Annotated in this window: 15 protein-coding genes; 10 read left to right on the plus strand and 5 right to left on the minus strand. The window is 65.4% G+C overall.

Annotated elements, in window-relative coordinates; all coding sequences use genetic code 11:
- Positions 1-21 precede the first annotated feature (21 nt).
- Positions 22-1,125, plus strand: a complete 1,104-nt coding sequence (gene zapE, locus D3F03_RS00160; protein ID WP_119107370.1) for a cell division protein ZapE — start codon at positions 22-24, stop codon at positions 1,123-1,125.
- Complete coding sequence (locus tag D3F03_RS00165) at positions 1,125-1,721, plus strand: hypothetical protein (RefSeq protein ID WP_119107371.1); 597 nt, start codon at positions 1,125-1,127, stop codon at positions 1,719-1,721. Before zapE ends, D3F03_RS00165 begins: the two co-directional genes overlap by 1 nt.
- Before the next feature lie 45 nt (positions 1,722-1,766).
- On the opposite strand, the gene D3F03_RS00170 is transcribed toward D3F03_RS00165, so the two are convergent.
- Positions 1,767-2,567 carry a PP2C family protein-serine/threonine phosphatase gene (locus tag D3F03_RS00170; protein ID WP_119107372.1) on the minus strand — a complete coding sequence of 267 codons (801 nt, stop codon included), beginning with the start codon at positions 2,565-2,567 and terminating at the stop codon, positions 1,767-1,769.
- 105 nt (positions 2,568-2,672) lie between these two features.
- On the opposite strand from D3F03_RS00170, the gene yoaA reads away from it, so the two are divergent.
- The gene (yoaA, locus tag D3F03_RS00175; RefSeq protein ID WP_199665388.1) at positions 2,673-4,799 is read left to right on the plus strand and encodes a DNA repair helicase YoaA; all 2,127 of its coding nucleotides are present in this window, start codon (positions 2,673-2,675) and stop codon (positions 4,797-4,799) included.
- On the opposite strand, the gene D3F03_RS00180 is transcribed toward yoaA, so the two are convergent.
- Positions 4,762-5,562, minus strand: coding sequence for an outer membrane protein assembly factor BamD (locus D3F03_RS00180; RefSeq protein ID WP_119107373.1), 801 nt, complete (start codon positions 5,560-5,562; stop codon positions 4,762-4,764). The genes yoaA and D3F03_RS00180 overlap by 38 nt on opposite strands.
- 138 nt (positions 5,563-5,700) lie before the next feature.
- Here D3F03_RS00180 and dnaE point away from each other — a divergent pair, with 138 nt between their 5' ends.
- The 3 genes from dnaE to clpA all read left to right on the plus strand — a co-directional run bounded on the left by dnaE (position 5,701) and on the right by clpA (position 12,074).
- The gene (gene dnaE / locus D3F03_RS00185; protein WP_119107374.1) at positions 5,701-9,198 is read left to right on the plus strand and encodes a DNA polymerase III subunit alpha; all 3,498 of its coding nucleotides are present in this window, start codon (positions 5,701-5,703) and stop codon (positions 9,196-9,198) included.
- A gap of 101 nt (positions 9,199-9,299) precedes the next feature.
- Entirely contained in the window at positions 9,300-9,668 is a 369-nt protein-coding gene (gene clpS, locus D3F03_RS00190) for an ATP-dependent Clp protease adapter ClpS (protein ID WP_119107375.1), read from the plus strand.
- Between the two features lie 57 nt (positions 9,669-9,725).
- On the plus strand, positions 9,726-12,074 hold the full coding sequence (gene clpA, locus D3F03_RS00195; RefSeq protein ID WP_119107376.1) for an ATP-dependent Clp protease ATP-binding subunit ClpA: 2,349 nt from the start codon (positions 9,726-9,728) through the stop codon (positions 12,072-12,074).
- Between the two features lie 606 nt (positions 12,075-12,680).
- On the opposite strand, the gene D3F03_RS00200 is transcribed toward clpA, so the two are convergent.
- The gene (locus D3F03_RS00200) at positions 12,681-13,391 is read right to left on the minus strand and encodes a VIT1/CCC1 transporter family protein (protein WP_119107377.1); all 711 of its coding nucleotides are present in this window, start codon (positions 13,389-13,391) and stop codon (positions 12,681-12,683) included.
- A 251-nt stretch (positions 13,392-13,642) separates the two neighbouring features.
- Between D3F03_RS00200 and D3F03_RS00205 the strand changes: the two genes are divergently transcribed.
- The 4 genes from D3F03_RS00205 to D3F03_RS00220 are packed head-to-tail and all read left to right on the plus strand — an operon-like array spanning position 13,643 to position 17,092.
- Positions 13,643-13,876, plus strand: a complete 234-nt coding sequence (locus D3F03_RS00205) for an antitoxin (RefSeq protein ID WP_119108473.1) — start codon at positions 13,643-13,645, stop codon at positions 13,874-13,876.
- Positions 13,873-14,271: a type II toxin-antitoxin system tRNA(fMet)-specific endonuclease VapC gene (gene vapC / locus D3F03_RS00210; protein ID WP_245960444.1), complete on the plus strand. Its 399-nt coding sequence runs from the start codon at positions 13,873-13,875 to the stop codon at positions 14,269-14,271. The genes D3F03_RS00205 and vapC overlap by 4 nt, the downstream gene beginning before the upstream one ends.
- 50 nt (positions 14,272-14,321) lie before the next feature.
- On the plus strand, positions 14,322-15,773 hold the full coding sequence (sbcB, locus tag D3F03_RS00215; RefSeq protein WP_119107378.1) for an exodeoxyribonuclease I: 1,452 nt from the start codon (positions 14,322-14,324) through the stop codon (positions 15,771-15,773).
- Positions 15,774-15,775: 2 nt separating this feature from the next.
- The gene (locus tag D3F03_RS00220) at positions 15,776-17,092 is read left to right on the plus strand and encodes a protein kinase domain-containing protein (protein ID WP_119107379.1); all 1,317 of its coding nucleotides are present in this window, start codon (positions 15,776-15,778) and stop codon (positions 17,090-17,092) included.
- Positions 17,093-17,131: 39 nt separating this feature from the next.
- Here the strand turns inward: D3F03_RS00220 and D3F03_RS00225 are convergent, their stop codons facing one another.
- Positions 17,132-18,478: an ABC transporter substrate-binding protein gene (locus D3F03_RS00225; protein ID WP_119107380.1), complete on the minus strand. Its 1,347-nt coding sequence runs from the start codon at positions 18,476-18,478 to the stop codon at positions 17,132-17,134.
- 23 nt (positions 18,479-18,501) lie between these two features.
- Complete coding sequence (locus tag D3F03_RS00230) at positions 18,502-20,193, minus strand: methyl-accepting chemotaxis protein (RefSeq protein ID WP_158606117.1); 1,692 nt, start codon at positions 20,191-20,193, stop codon at positions 18,502-18,504.
- Positions 20,194-20,470: the final 277 nt, after the last annotated feature.

Here is a 20,470-nt window from a genome sequence, read left to right on the forward strand (position 1 = left end):
GTTTAGTAACAAAGGCGTTGTCTGTCTGATTCTGTAGTCACGGCCTACCGCGCCGAATTGGCGAGCAAGGGCTACCAGAGCGATCCGGCACAGGAGCGCGCGGTCGCGGCCCTGCAGCGTTGCGCGGACGATTGGGCCCAATACAAAACCAAGCGCTCCAGTGCGCTGAAAAAGCTCGTCAACCACCCGGACATCCCGCGTGGCGTGTACATGTACGGCGGGGTGGGGCGCGGCAAAAGCTTCCTGATGGACTGCTTCTTCAACGCCGTGCCGCTCAAGCGCAAGGTGCGCCTGCATTTTCATGAATTCATGCGTGAGGTGCACCGCGAGCTCGCCAGCCTGCAGGGCACGGCCGACCCGCTCGATGTGCTGGGTGCGCGCATTGCCAAGCGCTACAAGCTCATCTGTTTTGATGAATTCCATGTGGCGGACATCACCGACGCGATGATCCTGCACCGCTTGCTGGCGGCGATGTTTGCCAATGGCGTGGGTTTTGTCACCACGTCGAATTTCAAGCCCGATGAGCTCTACCCCAACGGCCTGCACCGCGACCGCATCCTGCCGGCGATCGCCTTGCTGAACGACCGGCTCGAAGTCATCAATGTGGACAACGGCACCGACTACCGGGGCCGCACCATGGAGCAAGTGCAGCTCTACCACACGCCGCTCGGCCCCCAGGCCGATGCCGCCATGTCGGCCGCGTTTGACCGGCTCGCCGAGGTGCGCGACGAAGACCCGGTGCTGCACATCGAATCGCGCGAAATCGTGGCGCGGCGCAAGGCGGGCGGAGTGGTCTGGTTCGACTTCAGGACGCTGTGCGGCGGCCCGCGCTCGCAGAACGACTACCTGGAGATCGCCACGCAGTTCCACACGGTCCTGCTCTCCGACGTGCCGCACATGCCCGTCAGCATGGCGTCGCCCGCTCGGCGCTTCACCTGGCTGATCGACGTGCTGTACGACCGGCGCGTCAAGCTCATCCTGTCGGCCGCCGTGCCGCCCGAGGCGCTGTATACGGAAGGGCCGCTGGTGCATGAATTTCCCCGTACCGTCTCGCGCCTCAACGAGATGCAGTCCAAGGAGTTCCTTGCGCTGGAGCGGCGCGATGTGGACACAGGTTTGACCTAATGCGCCACAACAAGCTTTTCCTCGTGCTGTGCAGTCTGCTGGTGGTGGCGGGCGCTGTTTCGGCCAAAGAGACCGACGAGGCGCAGCTGAAACAGGAACGCAGCGCCATTGACAAGCGCCTGGCGGCAGCGGAGGCAGCGTGCTACCAGAAGTTCGCTGTCAATGGCTGCCTGCGCAGCGCCCGTCAGCAGGCGCGCAGCGAGCGGGCAGCAGTGCAACAGCGGGAAAACGACCTGAAGGATGCAGCCCGGCGCGAGCGCACCGATGCGCACCGCCAGGAATTGCAGGACAAACAGGCCGCCGCAGCAGAAAAAGCGGCTCTTGGTGGCGCGCACCCAGCACCCACTGGCCCCCGGACGCACCGCCCCAATCCGCCGGCGCCCAGCGCACACCGCAGCCCGGCGAACCAGAGTGCATCTGTTGGCAACGCCGAGCAAGCGCGTGCGCGGCGCGCCCAGGATGCGGCGCAGGCCCGCCAGCGCCTGCTCGACAAGCAAAGCGCCGCAGCCGAGCGTGCACAGGCCCTGCGGCGCCACCAGGCACAGCGCGAGGCAAGCGGCCACCCGCAGGCTGCGCCGCTGCCAGATCCGCCCTGAAGCTGTCTTGCGAGGAAGGCCTGGCAGGCCTTCACCAGCGAACGCTCAGGTTTGGATGGGAAACGCCTTGAGCGGTGGCGGTGGTTGGTCGGCCAGCGCTTCCACCTTGACGATGGCGAGCGAGAGGTTGTCGCCGCCGCCGCGTGCACGCATGCGCGCCTTGTCGATCAAAAACTCCGTTGCTTCGCGTGGCGAGAGCGATTCCACCACCGAGGCCAGCTCGGACGGGGAAAAATAGTGCCAGACCCCGTCGCTGCAGGCGAGCAACACGTCGCCCGGTTGCAACTGCGGGATGAAATGCGTGGTCAGCGGTGGATCGCTTTCGGTGCCCAGGCAGCCCACCAGAATGTTGGAGTGCGGGTGCACGTTTGCTTCGGCTTCCGTGATCTCGCCACGATCGACCAGCGCCTGCACGTAGGAGTGATCGCTGGTGCGCTTGACGAGCAGTCCGCCACGGAAATGGTAGATACGGGAGTCCCCCGCGTGGACCCAATGGCAGTCGCCCCGCGGGTTGATCAGGAAGGCGGCAATCGTGCTGTGCGGTTCCTGCTCCGCCGTAATGGCGGTCAGCCGGATGACGATGTGCGCTTCCTGCACCATGTTGGCCAGCATGGCGGCCGCATCGTCTGAATCCGGTGCGTAGCGGTCGAACAGCTGCTGCGCCGACATCATGACCTGGTCGGAGGCTTTGCGTCCGCCGCTGCGGCCTCCCATGCCATCGGCCAGCACGGCCAGCACGCAGCCGTTGAAGCGCGGATGCGCCAGCAGCAGCACCTGGTCTTGCTGGTAGTCGCGGTCACCCTTGTGGATGCCAGTCGAGGCAATGAGGCGAAACGCTTTGGCCATGCGGGGGATTGTCGCGCAGTGTGGGTGCGCTGCACCGCTTGTGGTGCAGCCGCGCCTGTATTATCTGGCGCCGTGTGGGATTTTCGCCATGCCTGCGGCGCCTGCATGTCCACTCAAGCTTCGTCCTTGCCACCCAATCCCCCCTCGCTGACGGCGTCAGCGGCCACATCTGCGCTGTCCGAATGGGAGCAGGAGGTGGCCGATGCGTTTTCCGAAGTGGGTGTTTTGGCGCAAGCCCACACGGGCTTTCTCTTGCGCGCCGGCCAGACCGAGATGGCGCTCGCCGTCGCCAGCGCCATCTCGCAGGGCCGTGCACTGGTGGTCGAGGCCGGCACCGGGGTGGGCAAGACCTATGCCTACCTGGTGCCCGCCTTGCTCAGCGGTGAGCGTGTGCTGCTCTCCACCGCCACCAAAGCCTTGCAGGATCAGCTCTATGGCCGCGATCTGCCGCGTGTGCTGCAGGCGCTTGGCCTGCCCAAGCGCACGGCGCTGCTCAAGGGCCGTTCGAGCTACCTGTGCTGGCACCGACTGGTCAGTGCCCGCCAGCAGGCAATGGACAACGCCTTGGCATGCAGCCTGGGCGAAGTGGAGCAATGGGCGCAGGCCACGCAAACCGGTGACTTGGTGGAGCTGCCGCATCTCGACGAGCGCAGCAGTATCGCTACCTTGGTTACGTCCACGCGCGACAACTGCCTCGGCGCGGCCTGTGCCTACGCGCGGGACTGCCATGTCAACCTGGCGCGCCGCAATGCCCTTGCAGCCGATGTGGTGGTGGTCAATCACCACCTGCTATTTGCCGACATGGCGGTACGCGAGTCGGATATTGCGCCGTTGCTGCCGAGCGTGCGTGTGGTGGTGGTGGACGAAGCGCACCAGCTCAACGACATCGGCGTGCAGTTCCTGGGTGCGCAGCTGGGCAGTGCGCGCCTGCAGGATTTCGCGCGCGAATTGTTGGCCACGGGCCGCCAATCGGCGCTCGGCCTGGCCGATTGGCATGCGCTTGCCGCTGCACTCGATACTGCGGCGCGCAGCTTGCGCACGCTGCCCGGCGGCGATGGCGCTGCTGGGCGCCGGGCGTGGGAGGGCGGCGCACCGCAAGGGTACGAGGCCAGGGCCTGGACGGAAATGTTTGACAGCCTTCTGCTGCAGCTCGAAGGTATTTCGGCTGCGCTGACACACGCATCGGCTTACGCGCCTGAGCTTGACCGTTTGCTGGAGCGTGCCGAGGACTTGCTGGCTCTGGCACGGCGCTTTGCGGCGCCGGCTGCGGGTGAGCACGTGCGCTGGCTGGAGGTCTCGGCGAGTGAACTGCGTCTGATGGAATCGCCGCACGACGTGGCGCAGGCCCTGCGCTCGCGCCTGATGGGGCTGCCCGACCCAGAAGCGGAAGCCGTGCCCGCGCCCGCCCCCGCCGTGCAGGAAGGCCTTTCGGTGCCGCGCACCTGGATTTTCACCTCCGCCACCCTGGGTGACGATGAGCGCCTGTCGTGGTTCACCGAGCCTTGTGGCCTGCAAAACGCCCGTGTGCTGCGCGTCGCAAGCCCGTTTGACTACGCGGCGCAGGCTGCGCTCTATGTGCCGCAGCATTTGCCGGCACCGGGCGACGAAGCGCACAGCAGCGCTTTGGCCGTATGGCTGGCCCCCGCCGTGCAGCGCCTGGGCGGGCGCACTCTGGTACTGACCACCAGCCTGCGCGCCTTGCGTGCGATTGGCGCCGGGCTGCGTGAGGGCTTGCCTGCCCAAGCGGGTGTGGAGGTTCTGGTGCAGGGTGAATCGCCCAAGCGCTGGTTGATGGAGCGTTTTCGCTCCGGCAGCTCACGGGGGCAGGGCGGCTGCGTGCTGGTGGCCTCTGCCAGCTTCTGGGAGGGTTTCGATGTTCCCGGCGACACTTTGCAGCTGGTGGTGATCGACAAGCTGCCCTTTCCCCCGCCAGGCGATCCGCTGGCGCGGGCCCGCGGACAGCGCATGGAGGCGCTCGGCCGCAGCGCGTTTGCCCACTATGCGGTGCCTGAGGCCGCTGTTGCGCTCAAGCAAGGCGCAGGGCGTTTGATTCGCAGCGAAACCGATCGCGGCATCCTGGTCGTGTGCGACCGGCGCCTCACCGATAGGGGCTACGGCAAGCGATTGCTGCGTGCCCTGCCGCCCATGCGCCGCCTGCTGGACGCTCAGGCGTTTGACGAGGCTCTGGCCGAGCTCACCACAACACCCACCACGGTTTCGACGCCCCCTTGAAACCGTTGGCGATGAAGGTGCTGTTGGGATAGTTCTTGTCCAGCACGCGTCGCGCGTCGTCGCGCAACTGGGTCAAACCCAGGGCATCGTACGACTTGACCAGGATGTAGAGCGCCTCTTCGGTTGCCGGCACCGCATCGTAGTCGGCCACTGCGCGCTGTGCGCGTGCGATGGCGGCCACATAGGCGCCTCGGTCGTAGTAGTAGCGCGCCACATGCACTTCGTATTGGGCGAGCGAGTTGACGATGTACGTCATGCGCTGGCGCGCGTCCTGCGCGTAGCGCGAGTTGGGAAAGCGCGTGGTCAGCTCGCGGAAGGTTTCGAACGAATCCTTGGCCGCCTTTTGGTCGCGCTCTGAGAGGTCTTGCCGCGACAGCCAGGAGAACATTCCCAGGTCGTCGTTAAAGTTGATCAGACCTTTGAGGTAGAGCGCGTAATCGAGCGCTGGGCTGGCAGGGTGCAACTTGATGAAGCGCTCCAGTGTCGCCAGGGCCTGCGCTTTTTCCTGGCCTTTGTACTGGGCGTAGGCCTTGTCGAGCTGGGCCTGCTGGGCTTGGGGCGTGCCAGCGGCACGGCCTTCGAGCTTTTCCAGCAGGGGCACGGCCTTGTCGTAGCTGCCACCGTTCATCTCGTCGCGTGCCTCGGCGGCAATCTTTTCGGTCGACCAGTTGGCCGTCTTGTCTTCGACACTGCTCGCACAGCCCGCCACGAGCGCGGCGGCAGCCAGCAGGGCAGGAAGGAGGGCACGGGGCGCACGCAGCATGGCGAATGGCTTTCTGAGGAGCAGAGGTTGGGGCAGGGCAGTGGCAGTGGCCAGCGCCCTGTCGGCAAAAAAAGCATTCTAGCGGCCCGATACGAGCGGGCCGGCACTGGGCTGCAAGCGGCTTTCTACAATGACGGGATGTTTGTTCATTTGCGCCTGCACACCGAGTTTTCCGTCGTCGATGGAACCAACCGAATCGACGAGGCTGTGGCCAGCGCAGCGGCCGATCAACAGCCGGCACTTGCCATTACCGACCTGAGCAACCTCTTTGGCGCCGTCAAGTTTTACAAGGCAGCACGTGCCAAGGGGGTCAAGCCTTTGCTGGGCGCCGAGCTGCCATTGGAGGGTCTCGACGGCGCCGCGCCGTCGCGTCTGGTGCTGCTGGTGCAGGGCACGCAGGGGTACCTGAACCTGTCGGAAATCCTGGCGCGCGCCTGGACGCGCAGCGCCTCCAAAACCCAGGCGCTGGCGCGTTGGGAGTGGCTGGAGGAACTGGGCGAAGGGCTGATTGCGCTCTCGGGCGCGCAGGCTGGCCCAGTGGGTGCGGCGCTGGTGCGGGGTGATGAGACAGCCGCCGCCGATTGCGCGCTGCGCCTGGCACGCGTATTTCCCCACCGTTTTTACCTGGAAGTCCAGCGCGCCGGCCGGGCCGACGACGAAGTGCACGTGGTTGCCGCAGCACGCCTTGCCGCACGGCTCGAACTGCCGCTGGTGGCCACGCACCCGGTGCAGTTCGCCAGCCCCGACGATTACGAGGCGCATGAGGCGCGTGTCTGCATTGCCGAGGGTGAAATCCTCGGCAATGCCCGGCGCGTGCGGCGCTTCACGCGCGAGCAGTATTTCAAGACGGCTGCTGAAATGCAGGCGCTGTTTGCCGACCTGCCCAGCGCGCTGGCCAATACGGTGGAAATCGCCAAGCGCTGCAACCTCTCGCTGGTGCTGGGCAAGCCCCAACTGCCCGATTTCCCCACCCCAGGCGGCATCCCGATTGATGAATTCTTTCGAATTTCGTCCTTCGAGGGCCTGGAGCAGCGCCTGGCGCACTTGTACCCGGATGCGCAAGAGCGCGAGCGCCAGCGGCCTCGCTATGTCGAGCGCCTTGAGTTTGAGCTTAAAACCATCCTCAAGATGGGGTTTCCGGGCTACTTCCTGATCGTTGGTGACTTCATCAACTGGGCCAAGAAAAACGGCTGCCCTGTGGGCCCGGGGCGCGGCTCGGGCGCCGGCTCGCTGGTGGCGTACGCGCTCAAGATCACCGACCTGGACCCGCTGGAATACAAGCTGCTGTTCGAGCGCTTTCTGAACCCCGAGCGGGTGTCGATGCCAGACTTCGACATCGACTTCTGCCAGGCCAACCGCGACCGCGTCATTGACTATGTCAAGGAAAAATACGGTAAGGACGCGGTCAGCCAGATCGCCACCTTCGGCACCATGGCCGCCCGCGCCGCCATCCGCGATGTGGGCCGCGTGCTCGACATGAGCTACACCTTTTGCGACGGCATCAGCAAGCTCATTCCCAACAAGCCAGGCCAGCACATCACCATTGCCGGGGCCATCGAGGCCGAGCCTATTCTGGCCGAGCGCCTGGCCCGCGAAGACGAGGTGAAAACCTTGCTGGCGCTGGCGCAAAAGTTGGAGGGTATGACGCGCAACGTCGGCATGCACGCGGGCGGCGTGCTGATTGCGCCGGGCAAGCTGACCGATTTTTGCCCGCTCTATCAGCAGCCGGGCAGCGAGTCCGCCGTGAGCCAGTACGACAAGGACGACGTCGAGGCCGTCGGTCTCGTCAAGTTCGACTTTCTGGGCCTGGCCACGCTCACCATCCTGGAAATCGCGCGCGAATTCATCATGCGCCGGCACAAGGGCCAGCAGGACTTTGCCTTTGAGAACATTCCCTTGGACGATGCGCCCACGTACCGCTTGTTCCAGCAGGGCAAGACCGAAGCGGTGTTCCAGTTTGAAAGCCGTGGCATGCAGGGCATGCTCAAGGAGGCCAAGCCGACGCGGCTCGAAGACCTGATTGCCCTTAACGCCTTGTACCGGCCGGGGCCCATGGACCTGATCCCCAGCTTCGTCGCGCGCAAGCACGGGCGCGAGCCGGTCGAATACCCGCACCCGCTGGTAGAAGAAATGCTGTCGGAGACCTACGGCATCATGGTCTACCAGGAGCAGGTGATGCAGACCGCGCAGATTCTGGGCGGCTACAGCCTGGGCGGCGCCGATCTGCTGCGCCGCGCCATGGGCAAGAAAAAGGCCGAGGAGATGGCGCAGCACCGCGGCATCTTCCGTGAGGGCGCGGCCAAGAATGGCCTCTCCATCGAAAAGGCCGACGAAGTTTTCGACCTGATGGAGAAGTTTGCCGGCTACGGCTTCAACAAGTCGCACGCCGCCGCCTACTCGCTGCTGGCCTACCACACCGGCTGGCTCAAGGTGCACTACACCGCCGAGTTCTTCTGCGCCAATATGACCGTGGAAATGGACGACACCGACAAGCTCAAGGTGCTGTTCGAGGACGCGCGCAAGAACTTTGGCCTCTCCTTCGAACCGCCAGACGTGAACCGCGGCCGTTACCGCTTCGAACCTGTATCCGACACCGTCGTTCGCTATGGCCTGGGTGCGGTGAAAGGCACTGGGCAGCAGGCTATCGAGGCCATTGTCGCGGCGCGTGAGGGGCGCGGAGAGGGCGCCCACGGCAGCCGTTCAGGGCCATTTACCAGCCTGTTCGACTTTTGCCTGCGCGTCGACCGCACGCGCCTCAACAAGCGCACGGTGGACGCGCTCATCAAGGCCGGTGCCTTCGATGCGCTGGAGCGCAACCGCGCGGCGCTCAGTGCGTCTATCGACCGGGCGTTCGATTTCGCCGCAGCGGCGCAGGCCAACGAGCACCAGGGTGGCTTGTTCGACATGGACGACGGCGACGCCCATGGCTCTAGCACCCAAGAGCCAGATTTGGTCGCGGTAACGCCCTGGGGCGTGCGCGAGCAACTCACGTATGAGAAAACGGCGCTGGGTTTCTACCTCTCCGGCCATTTGTTTGACGAGGTGGCACGGGAAGTGCGCCGCTTTGTGCGCAGCGGCATTGACGAGCTCAAGGACAGCCGCGAGCCGCAGACCGTGGCTGGTATCGTCAGCGACTTTCGCGTCATCAACGGCCAGCGCGGCCGCCAGGCCATCTTCGTGCTGGAAGACGGCGTTGGCCGGGTCGAGGCCACCGCGAGCGACGCGCTGGTGCAGCAGCACCGCGAGCTGTTCAAGGACGATGAACTCTTGATTGCCACCGGCCGCTTGCAGCCGGGGCGCAACGGATTCGAGGCGCGCTTCGTCGTCCAGCAGGCGGGTGACCTGGCCCAGGCACGCTGCCGTTTTGGCAAATACCTGCGCGTGGACGTGGGCGACAAGCCCCCGCAAGTGGCGCGGCTGTTGCAGGAGTACGCAGCGCGCAAGGAACCTACCGAGCATGGCGACCTGGTGCACGGCCTGCGTGTGCGCCTGGGCCTGCGCTGCTGCAGTGCAGAAGGCGCCGCCAGTGCAGAGTTGCAATTGGGCGACGCCCACCGCATGTACCCCAGTGATGCGGCGCTCGCGGCCTGGTCAACCGAGGCTGAACTTGGACGCGCCGTAGTGGTCTACGAATGAGGACCTTCGGGCTTGAAAAGCCCCTGGGCGCACTCAGTTACTTTCCCTGGCGTGCGAAGGCATGCCTTTTCCACCAGCAGGCTGTTTGCACCCTCGCTAGAATGAATTTCATGGCAACCCAACCTCCAGCACCCCCGCGCACGCCCCGCGTCACCCGGCCCAGGCCGGACGACGGCGACTCGGTCGTGCTCGAACGGCGCCCGCAAAAGACCCAGCCGCCGCAGATGTACCGGGTGCTGATGCTCAACGACGATTTCACCCCCATGGAATTTGTCATTGTGGTGCTGCAGGAGTTCTTTAGCAAAGACCGCGAAACGGCCACGCAGATCATGCTCAAGATCCACCTCGACGGCAAAGGCGTCTGCGGCGTGTATTCGCGCGACGTGGCAGCCACCAAGGTCGATCAGGTGCTCGATGCGGCGCACAGCGCGGGCCATCCGCTTCAATGCATTAGTGAACCGGTTGAATAACCATTCGGTCACCCCAAATACCGCTTATTCTTTTTCTGCAAGCACAAAGGAGTTCACATGATTGCCCAAGAACTGGAAGTCAGCTTGCACATGGCCTTTGTCGAGGCCCGGCAGCAACGCCATGAATTCATCACCGTCGAGCATTTGTTGCTCGCGCTGCTCGATAACCCCAGCGCCGCCGAGGTGCTGCGCGCATGCTCGGCCAATATTGACGATCTGCGCGCATCGCTGGCTAATTTCATCAAAGACAACACCCCGCAGGTCGCGGGAACCGATGAAGTCGACACCCAGCCCACGCTCGGTTTCCAGCGCGTGATTCAACGCGCCATCATGCACGTGCAGTCCACGGGCAATGGCAAGAAGGAAGTCAATGGCGCCAACGTGCTCGTCGCCATTTTTGGCGAGAAAGACTCGCACGCCGTGTACTACCTGCACCAGCAGGGTGTGACGCGGCTCGACGTCGTCAACTTCATTGCCCACGGCATCAAGAAGGGTGAGCCGCCCGAGGTGCCCAAGAGCGGGGAAGGCGCTGCCGAAGCCGAAGAGGGCAGCAGCGAGAAGAGCGAAAAGGCCTCGCCGCTGGAGCAATTCACGGTGAACCTGAACCAGCTCGCCAAGGAGGGCAAGATCGACCCACTGATCGGCCGCCACTACGAAGTCGAGCGCACCATCCAGATCCTGTGCCGCCGCCGCAAGAACAACCCACTGCTCGTCGGCGAAGCGGGCGTGGGCAAGACGGCGATTGCCGAGGGCCTGGCCTGGCGCATCACCCAGGGCGACGTGCCCGAGATTCTGAGCGAAGGCATTGTCTATTCGCTCGACATGGGCGCGCTGCTGGCGGGCACCAAGTACCGTGGCGACTTCGAGCAGCGCTTGAAGGGCGTGCTCAAGTCGCTCAAGGACAAGCCCAACGCCATCCTGTTCATCGACGAGATCCACACGCTGATCGGCGCGGGCGCGGCCTCGGGCGGCACGCTGGATGCGTCCAACCTGCTCAAGCCAGCGCTCTCGAACGGCGCGCTCAAGTGCATTGGCGCCACCACCTTCGCCGAATACCGCGGCATCTTCGAAAAAGACGCCGCCCTGTCGCGGCGCTTCCAGAAGGTCGATGTGGTGGAACCGACGGTGCAGGAAACCGTCGACATTCTCAAGGGCCTCAAGAGCCGCTTTGAAGAGCACCACAGCGTCAAGTACGCCGCCGCCGCATTGCAGGCTGCTGCCGAACTGAGCGCCAAGTACATCAACGACCGCCACCTGCCCGACAAGGCCATCGACGTGATCGACGAGGCCGGTGCCGCGCAGCGCATCCTGGTGCCCTCCAAGCGCAAGAAGACCATCGGCAAGACCGAGATCGAAGAGATCGTGGCCAAAATCGCCCGCATTCCCCCGGCCAACGTCTCCAACGACGACCGTGGCAAGCTGCAGGTGCTCGAACGCGACCTCAAAAGCGTGGTCTTCGGGCAAGACAAGGCGCTTGATGTGCTGGCGTCCGCCGTCAAGATGGCGCGCTCCGGCCTGGGCAAGGGCGACAAGCCCATTGGCGCCTTCCTGTTCAGCGGCCCCACGGGCGTCGGCAAGACCGAAGCGGCCAAGCAACTGGCCTACATCATGGGCATCGAGCTGATCCGCTTCGACATGTCGGAGTACATGGAGCGCCACGCCGTCAGCCGCCTCATCGGCGCGCCTCCGGGCTACGTGGGCTTTGACCAGGGCGGGCTGTTGACCGAGGCCATCACCAAGAAGCCGCACTGCGTGCTGCTGCTCGACGAAATCGAAAAGGCGCACCCCGACATCTTCAACGTGCTGCTGCAGGTGATGGACCACGGGAGCCTGACAGACAACAACGGGCGCAAGGCCGACTTCCGCAACGTCATCATCATCATGACGACGAACGCGGGCGCCGAGACCATGAACAAGGCCACCATCGGCTTCAACAACGCCCGGCAGGCGGGCGACGAGATGGTCGACATCAAGCGCTTGTTCACGCCCGAGTTCCGCAACCGCCTGGACGCCATCGTCAGCTTCAAGGCGCTTGATGAAAACGTCATCCTGCGCGTGGTCGACAAGTTCTTGCTGCAGCTCGAAACCCAGCTCGCCGAGAAAAAGGTCGAGGTCACCTTCACCGACAACCTGCGCAAGCACCTGGCCAAGAAGGGGTTCGACCCGCTGATGGGCGCGCGGCCGATGCAGCGCCTCATCCAGGACACCATTCGCCGCGCCCTGGCCGACGAACTCCTGTTCGGCCGCCTGCAGGACGGTGGTCGCCTGACGGTGGACGTCGAGACCAAAACCGACGAGCAGGGCGTGGAAACGTCCGAGGTCAAGCTGGACATCCAGCCGCTGCCCAAGAAGGAGCGCGCCACCAAGTCCGAGCCAGCGGAGCCGGAAGAGGCCACGGCAGACTGAGCGAGCGCAGCGCTCCCTAACAAAGGCCAGCAGGGCGACTTGCTGGCCTTTGTTGTTGGCAGGCGCAGCGAAATCGCGATCCAACCCCAATCCCCGACAGGGCCGTGCGCGCTGGCCGCGACCTGAGTTTCAGAATCCGGAAAAAATAACTCAAAAACAGGAGCTGCTAGCGCATGAGCAACGAGCGCTAGAGGCCGATTTTGATACTGAAAAACCGCTATCAAAAACAGAGTCTTCTAAATCACGGCAACACCCCTGGCCAGCCACCCTCCCCGAGCAGGTCCGCGCCGTAGCCGAAGCCCTGGCCCGCAGCCCCGCACCGCTCACACCGCCCGCGCTGGAAGCACACTTCAAAGGCCGTGGCCCCTGGAAGAAGGGCTTGCCCACGCTGCCGCAAACGCTGGAAGCCCTGGGCCGCGCGCAGGCGGTAGCGGTGGAAGGCGCGGCCGCGTGGTGGGGGTGAGCATTTTCGGGCTCCAGCAAGGCCGATCTGAACGTGACCGCCAAGCGTTACCGCAATCTGTTGAAGGATCCGTCTGAGAAGTGCGATTCGACCCAGGCATGTCACCCATCGGGCGTCTGGGCCCGCCTTTTGATCGCGTCGCCTCACCCCACCGGCGCCCCGAACAGCGCCCCCACGCCCGCGGTGATGGCCATGGCCAGCGCACCCCAGAACGTCACGCGCCAGGCGCCTACCAATAGGCCGGCGCCGCCGGTGCGCGCGGCCAGGGCGCCGAGCAGGGCCAGAAAAACCAGCGCGGTCCCCGGCACCCAGGCCAGCAAGCTGCCTGCGGGCGCAACGACCGCCACCAGCAGGGGCAAAGCGGCGCCGACGGCAAAGCTGGCGGCGGAGGTGAGTGCGGCCTGCACCGGGCGGGCGGCCAGGGTCTGCGAGACTTCGAGTTCGTCGCGCGCGTGCGCGCCCAGCGCATCGTGCGCCATGAGCTGCTGGGCCACCTGCTGCGCCAGCCCGGGGGCGAGGCCCCGGCCTTCGTAGATGGTGGCCAGCTCGCGCTCTTCGGCCTGCGGGTCGGCCGCCAGCTCGCGCCGTTCGCGGTCGAGGTCGGCTTTTTCGGTGTCGGCCTGCGAGTGCACCGACACGTATTCGCCCGCCGCCATCGACATGGCACCGGCCACCAGGCCCGCCACCGCCGTCATGACGATGGCCGACGGGCTGGCCTGCGCGGCCGCCACGCCCACCACCAGGCTGGCGGTGGAGACGATGCCGTCGTTGGCGCCCAGCACGGCGGCGCGCAGCCAGCCAATGCGCTCGCCCCGGTGGCGTTCAAGGTGCAGGCGGCGGGTGGCAGAGGTCATGGTGTGCTTTGGGGTGGCGGAGCCTGGCAGGGTAAACTCTTTTTGCTCTGTGTGGCATCTACTCCCGGGAGCTAATGACCGGTTCCGTTCTGGACGTTTTGGTAGGGGAACACAGGGCACCTGTTCTTCATGGCCGTTCGCGCCGCATGGCATCCCAATACCCTGGTTCCGCACACCTTTGGCAACAGCCTCTTGCGCAAGCGAGAAGGGTAGCTATCATTGATAGCTATCCATTGCAAAAGGAGCCCGACATGGACACTGCACGTATCTTTCAGTCTGGCCGCAGCCAAGCGGTTCGACTCCCCAAGGAGTTCCGCTTTGCGGGCTCTGAAGTCAGCGTGCAGCACTTCGGCGCAGGCGTTCTGCTGCTGCCGATAGACAACCCCTGGGCCATGTTAGACGCCGCGCTCGCAAGCTTCGAGCCCGGCTTCACGCTGGAGCGCGCGCAGCCCGATGTGCAGGAGCGCGAGGACATCGCGCCGTGATCCTGCTCGACACCAACATCTGCATCTACGTCATCAACATGCGCCCGCCGCAGGTGCTGGCCCGTTTTCGGGAGTACCGGCTGGGCGAGATCGGCATTTGCAGTGTGGTGGCGGCGGAACTGGCCTACGGCGTGGCCAAGAGTCGATCCGCCCGTAACCGCAGCGCGCTGGAGATGTTTCTCGCACCGCTGGAGGTGTTGCCATTCGACCAAGCCGCGGTCTGGGCCTATGGGGACCTGCGCGCGAGTTTGGAGCGCGAGGGGCAACCGATCGGTGCGTTGGACACCATGATTGCCGCGCACGCGCTGAGCGTGGATGCGCCCCTGGTTACCCACAACACACGCGAATTTGCGCTTGTGCCGGGATTGCGATTGGAGAATTGGGTCACCGTCTGAAGGGCCGCTACCATCCCAGCGTTCCGGCTTCAGACGACGCACCGCCCGCCATGCTCCCCCACACCTTCCTCTGGCACGACTACGAAACCTTTGGCTCCGACCCGCGCCGCGACCGGCCGGCGCAGTTTGCCGCCATCCGCACCGACGCCGACCTGAACGAGATCGGCGAGCCGCTGATGCTGTACTGCCAGCCGCCCAACGACTATCTGCCCGAGCCCGAGGCCTGTTTGATCACCGGCATCACGCCGCAGATCGCATTCGAGCGCGGCGTGAGCGAGCGCGAATTTGCCGCGCGCATCCACGAGGCCATGGCCCAGCCGGGCACCATTGGCGTGGGCTACAACACGATTCGCTTTGACGACGAGGTCACGCGCCACATGTTCTGGCGCAACCTCATCGACCCCTATGGCCGCGAGTGGCAGAACCAGTGCGGCCGCTGGGATCTGCTCGACGTGGTGCGCCTGGCCTATGCGCTGCGGCCCGATGGGCTGATCGTGTGGCCCAAGAAGGAAGACGGCTCGCCCAGCTTCAAATTGGGCGACTTGGCCAAGGCCAACGGCCTGCTGCACGAGGCAGCGCACGACGCGCTCTCGGACGTGCGCGCCACCATTGCCCTGGCGCGGCTCTTGCGCCAGCACAACGCCAAGCTGTTTGACTTTGCCCTCGGCCTGCACAAAAAAGAGCGCGTGGCGGCCGAGCTGCGCCTGCCGACCGATGTGCAGAACGCGCGGCCCTTCCTGCATGTCTCGGGCATGTTCCCCGCCGAACGTGGGTGTCTGGCGGTGATGTTCCCGCTCGCCACGCACCCGACCAACAAGAACGAACTCCTGGCCTGGGACTTGGCGCACGACCCGTCCGAGCTGGCAACGCAAAGCGTGGAAGAGCTGCGCCTGCGGCTGTTCACGCGCAGTGCCGACCTGCCTGAAGGCGTCAAGCGCCTGCCGGTCAAGGGCGTGCACCTGAACAAGTCGCCCATGGTGGTGGGCAACGTCAACACGCTCACGCCCGAACTGGCGGCGCGCTGGGGCATCGATTTGGGGCAGATTGCGGCGCACGCGGCGCGCGCGCGTTTGCTGCCCGACATGAGCGCCATTTGGGCGGCGGTGTACCAGCGGCCCAAGGCCGAGGGCCCGGCGCCGGACGTGGAGCAGGATTTGTACGGCGGTTTTGTCGGCAATGGCGACCGGCGCCGGCTCGACGAACTGCGCGCCATGACCGGCGCACAACTGGCCAGCGCGCGCACCGGCTTTGACGACGCCCGCCTCACCGAACTGCTGTTTCGCTACCGCGCGCGCAATTTCGCGGCCACCCTCACGCCTGAGGAGCAGGCCCGCTGGCTGCAGCACCGCACCGATTGCCTGCTGCATGGGCAGGGCGGGGCGCTGACCGCGCAGGCGCTGTTCGAGCGCATCGACGCGCTTTCCGAGACGGCCGATGAGCGCGCCGAAGAGATTCTGGGCGCGCTGTACGACTGGGCCGAAACCGTGGTGCCGGAGCAATAGCCATGGCCAATGCCGTCCCCGCCACCATCGGCAAATACCGCATCGAGCGCGAGCTGGGCCGGGGTGCCAGTGGCGTGGTGTACCTGGGGCTCGACGGCCTGCGCGGTCGCAAGGTGGCGGTGAAACAAATGCACGCGCACCTGCTGGCCGAACCGGCGCAGGCCGCGCGCCACCGGCGCCAACTGCGCCAGGAAGCCGCGCTGGCCGCGCAACTGCGCCACCCCAACATCGTGCGCCTGCTCGACGCCGACGAAGAGGCCGAGCCGCCGTACCTGGTGTTTGAATACGTCGATGGGCAGCCGCTCTCGCACCACGCCCGCCCGGATGCGCTGCTGCCGCTCTCGCAGGTGCTGGATATCGCCTTCAAATGCGGCCACGCGCTCGCATACGCCGAGCGCCAAGGCCTGGTGCACCGCGACATCAAGCCGGCCAACATCCTGCTAGCGAGCGATGGCGATGTGAAGCTGGTGGATTTCGGCGCCGCGCTCTCCACCCGCAGCGACGCCACGCAGCTCGCCGGCCTGGTCGGTTCGCCGTCGTACATGTCGCCCGAACAGGTGCGGGAGGAATCGCTCACCCACCACAGCGACATGTTCTCGCTCGGCGTCGTGCTGTACGAGCTGCTCACTGGCCGGCGGCCTTTTGACGGCGAAACCGATTTCGCCACGATGTACCGCATCGGCCACGACGAGCCGACCGCCCCCGGCCTGCTGCGCGCGTCCTTGCCGCCCGAGGTGGATGCCTTCGTGCTGCAGGCGCTCGCCAAGGCACCGCAGGATCGCTTCCCGCGCTGGGCCGATTGGTCAGACGCCTTGGGCGCGCTCTCGCGCGCTTTGCCCCGCCAGAAGTCGCAGGACACCGAAACCGAGCGTTTCACCTGTCTGCGTACGCTGCCGTTCTTTGCCGGCTTTCACGACGTTGCGCTCTGGGAGCTGATGCGCCTGGGCAGCTGGCGCCGCGCGCCACGCGGAACGGCCCTCATGACCGAGGGCGCGCCCGGCGATTCGTTTTGCATCCTCATCGAAGGCCAGGTCGGCATTCGCCGCCAGGGCTGGCAGCTCTGCACGCTGGATGCCGGCGTCACCTTCGGCGAAATGACCTACCTGCGCCCCGAATCCCCCCTGCGCACCGCCACCGCCGTGGCCGAGAGCGAGGTGCTGGTGCTCAAAGTGCGCAACCCCGCGCTGCGCGGCGCGTCCGAGACGCTGCAATCGTGTTTCGACAAGGCGTTTATCAAGCTGCTGGTGGGGCGGCTGGTGGCCACCAACGAGCAGGTGGCGGAATGGGATTTGGTGGCGGCGCCGCCGGATGATTCCTGAATTGATAGCTGCTATCGCTTATGAGGTAAGCGCTAGAGGCTATTTTTGTGTAAATTTTGAAATCGCTGCACCCGCTGTGTGTGCTGCCGCCGCCCAGTCGTGCTGGGCCTGCGCTGGGCGGTAAGCGGCGTCGTTCCACAGCCGGTCGATGAGCGACTCCAGAGCCTTGTGCATCGGCTCTGGCAGCGCCATGCGGTGGGCCACCGATGGCACCAGCGTGTTGGCCAGGCGCGCCGCCAGAAAGTAGGCGCTCGACTCTTTGGCGCAGGCATCAAAGGGCGCCATGTCCACCCCGGGGGTGACGGGAATGGAGCCCTTGGCCAGGTTGAAGTTGCGCTGGAAATCCAGGCTGGTCACCGCATGGGCCAGGGCATTTTGCTCGGCGGTGGCCTCGGGGTTGGTCCCTTGGCGAAAGACGGCCAGGCTGTCGACCACATAGTCGTAGACGGTGGCGCCGCCTGGCGTGGAGGCGCACAAAAAATCGCGATCGGGCACCTGTTTCGCGGCCAGGAATTCACCCTTGGCCCAATCGCCCATGACCTGCATGGCCGCCTTGCCTGCAATGACCTGCGCCGTAGCGGCGTTCCAATCCTGGCTGGAGGCGGCGTCAGAGGCCTTGGCAGGCACAGTCAGGGGTTTGAGTGCGACAAAGGTTTGCATGGCGCGCTCCATCGTGGCGCCTCCAATGGCGGCGGGGTCGCCCTGCACCAGGGCGTGCCGGTAAAAATCTGCGCCGCCCGTGCCCAGCACCACGGTCTCGAACAGCGTCAGGTTCTGCCAGGGTTGGTTGCCGTGGGCCAGCGGGGTGATGCCGGCTTGCTGCAGGCGCTCGGCCAGCTGAAAGAACTGTGGCCAGCTCTGCGGCGCGCGCCCCTGCACTTGTGCCAGCAGGTGGCGGTTGATGTACAGCCAGTTCACCCGGTGCACGTTGACCGGCACGGCGACATAGGTGTCCTTGTACTTCACCTGTTCGGCAATCTGGCGCGGAATTTGGTAATCCCAGTGGTCCGATTTCGCCAATGCATTCAGCGATGCCAGCGCCCCCTGGTCGCCCCATTGGGCCAGGTCAGCGGCTTTCATCTGCACCGCATCGGGCGCACGGTGCGCGGCGATGCGCTCGCTCAGGATCTTGGCCAGGGCGTCGGCGTCGCCGGCCACCGTGGGAGTCTTGAGCGTGAGGCCTTGTGTGGCCAGGGTCGCGCGCAGCGATTCCACGGCCCGGGCCTCGCCCCCGGAGGTCCACCAGTGCAGCAACTCCACCTCGGCGGCTGCCGCTGGCGTGAGGGCGGTGGTGAACAGCAGCGCCGCCGCCAGCAGGCTTTTGACGCGGAATGGCCCCGACAGCATCAGGGGGCGCGGGGCAGGCTGGCGAGAGGTGGGGGACATGGTGCGCGCCTCCTGGCGGTTCGTCAGCGGGGTTGAAAACGGATGCCGGGCAGGGCGTGTGAAGGGGCTGCGCGGTGTGGTGCTGGCGATGGCGGCGCGATTTGCACCGCCGCATCGCCTGGCAGGCGGAAGGAGTCCACTGCGTGCGCCAGCGCATCGGCTTGCTGGTCCAGGCTGTGCGCCGCCTGCGCGCTTTGCTCCACGAGATGCATGTTTTGCTGCGTCATCTCGTTCAGCTGGGTCAGCGTGGCACGCGCGTGGTCTGCGTCCAGGGCCTGTTGGTCCATGGCCAGACGAATGTCTGCCGCCAGGGCGGCCGCGGCATTGACTTGCTCCAGCACATCGCCCATGGTGGTCCCTGCGCCGTGCACATGGGCGACACCCCGGTTGACGCAGACCATCGAATCGTCGATCAGGTGCTTGATCTCCTTGGCCGCGCTGGCGCTTCGCTGGGCCAGCGTGCGCACCTCACTGGCGACGACGGCAAAGCCGCGGCCGTGCTCGCCCGCGCGGGCGGCTTCCACGGCTGCGTTGAGCGCCAGGATGTTGGTCTGGAAGGCAATGCCGTCAATGACGGTGGTGATCTCGCCAATCTTGCGGCTTGAGGCCTGGATCGCGTCCATGGCCCCGCGTGCCTGGTCCACCTTGCTGCCGCCTTCGGTGGCCACGGTGGCGGCACTTTGGGCCACGCTGGCGACGCGGGCCACGGCACTTGCCGTCTCGCTCAGGCTTTGTGCCATGTGGTGGATGGCATCGGACGTGTGCTGCAGGTGCTCGCCCTGTTGTTCGGTGCGCCCGGACAGGTGGCCGTTGCCCGTCGCAATTGCATGGCTGGCTGCCTGCACGGTGTGTGCCGACTGGCGGATCGCCCCGACGGTGCTGCTCAGTTGCTGGCGCATGCGCTCTACCATGGCCTGGACCTGTGCAATCTCGCGCGGTGCAAAACGCTGCAGCGTTGCCGTGGAGGCCGAAAGATCGTTCGCGGCCACGGTCTCGATCTCGCCCGCCATGCTGCGCAGCGGTTGCACCAGCCAGCGCCGCGCGCCACCCCACACGGCCAGGCAGGCAGCGGCAAACAGGGCGGTCAGCACCCACAGCCGGGTCAGGCTGCGCGTGAAGTTGGCCTGAATACTGGCCTGCAGGTGACTGGCCTGCTCGTTGCGGTACGCCAGCACCGCATCCACCGCCTTTTCAAACTCGGCATCCAGCGCGGGGGTCTTGTTGCGCAGTGTGTTGATGTAGTTTTGCGGGTTGCCTTTCTGCAGGGCCACCACCAGCGGCTCCAGCCCCTCGGCCAGAAAGACGGTGTACCGGGCCTCGGCTACCTTGGCCATCGGCGCTTCGGCAGCGCTTTTGGGGGCCTTCTGGTAGCGCTCAAACGCCTTGCGTGAGTCGGCCAACTTGGCCTGTGCCGTGTGCAAGGCCTGCTCGGCTTCCTTGAACATGCCGTACGAGCTGTACACCGAGGCCTGCACCATCCACACCCGCGAATTGCGTGTGTTGTCGACCGATTCAGAGAGGTCTTGCAGCACCGAAATTTCACGGGCAACCAGGTCAAACGAGGCGTTGCTCTTGACCAGCGCGGTCAAGGAGCTGGCCGCCGAGGCCGCAAACACCAGCGCCAGGGCCATGAGCGCTGCCGTGAGCATGGCGCCAATCGAGCGCCGGGAGGCCTGGGTATGCGGGTCTGCTGATGTGTAGGGAAGGGTGGACATGGGGCAGGTCGGGGCAAGGGACGCGCCGACGGTGTTGGGTGCAGCAAGCAAGGTTTTTGCATGCCGAGTAATTACATTAATTAATGTAATTTGGCCCGTCCCTGCAGCCGTATGGGATTTACCCTGAGCCGCGTGGGCGGCCATGGGGCATGGGTCTGCTGGTCAAGGCGTGGCAAGGTCACCGTCCGTACGGGGCCGATGGGTCCGATGCCTTGACTGCCATCTCGTGCGCTTTGCTGCGCTAGAAGTTGCCGGGCGAGCACTCGAACAACAAGGC

Origin of the sequence: Simplicispira hankyongi (assembly GCF_003570885.1) — a bacterium.
Lineage (GTDB): Bacteria > Pseudomonadota > Gammaproteobacteria > Burkholderiales > Burkholderiaceae_C > Simplicispira > Simplicispira hankyongi.

Coding starts and splice junctions, on each gene's coding strand:
- D3F03_RS00165 (WP_119107371.1), top strand. CDS start 1,125: ATGCGCCACAACAAGCTTTTCCTCGTGCTGTGCAGTCTGCTGGTGGTG.
- D3F03_RS00170 (WP_119107372.1), bottom strand. CDS start 2,567: ATGGCCAAAGCGTTTCGCCTCATTGCCTCGACTGGCATCCACAAGGGT.
- yoaA (WP_199665388.1), top strand. CDS start 2,673: ATGTCCACTCAAGCTTCGTCCTTGCCACCCAATCCCCCCTCGCTGACG.
- D3F03_RS00180 (WP_119107373.1), bottom strand. CDS start 5,562: ATGCTGCGTGCGCCCCGTGCCCTCCTTCCTGCCCTGCTGGCTGCCGCC.
- dnaE (WP_119107374.1), top strand. CDS start 5,701: ATGTTTGTTCATTTGCGCCTGCACACCGAGTTTTCCGTCGTCGATGGA.
- clpS (WP_119107375.1), top strand. CDS start 9,300: ATGAATTTCATGGCAACCCAACCTCCAGCACCCCCGCGCACGCCCCGC.
- clpA (WP_119107376.1), top strand. CDS start 9,726: ATGATTGCCCAAGAACTGGAAGTCAGCTTGCACATGGCCTTTGTCGAG.
- D3F03_RS00200 (WP_119107377.1), bottom strand. CDS start 13,391: ATGACCTCTGCCACCCGCCGCCTGCACCTTGAACGCCACCGGGGCGAG.
- D3F03_RS00205 (WP_119108473.1), top strand. CDS start 13,643: ATGGACACTGCACGTATCTTTCAGTCTGGCCGCAGCCAAGCGGTTCGA.
- sbcB (WP_119107378.1), top strand. CDS start 14,322: ATGCTCCCCCACACCTTCCTCTGGCACGACTACGAAACCTTTGGCTCC.
- D3F03_RS00220 (WP_119107379.1), top strand. CDS start 15,776: ATGGCCAATGCCGTCCCCGCCACCATCGGCAAATACCGCATCGAGCGC.
- D3F03_RS00225 (WP_119107380.1), bottom strand. CDS start 18,478: ATGTCCCCCACCTCTCGCCAGCCTGCCCCGCGCCCCCTGATGCTGTCG.
- D3F03_RS00230 (WP_158606117.1), bottom strand. CDS start 20,193: ATGTCCACCCTTCCCTACACATCAGCAGACCCGCATACCCAGGCCTCC.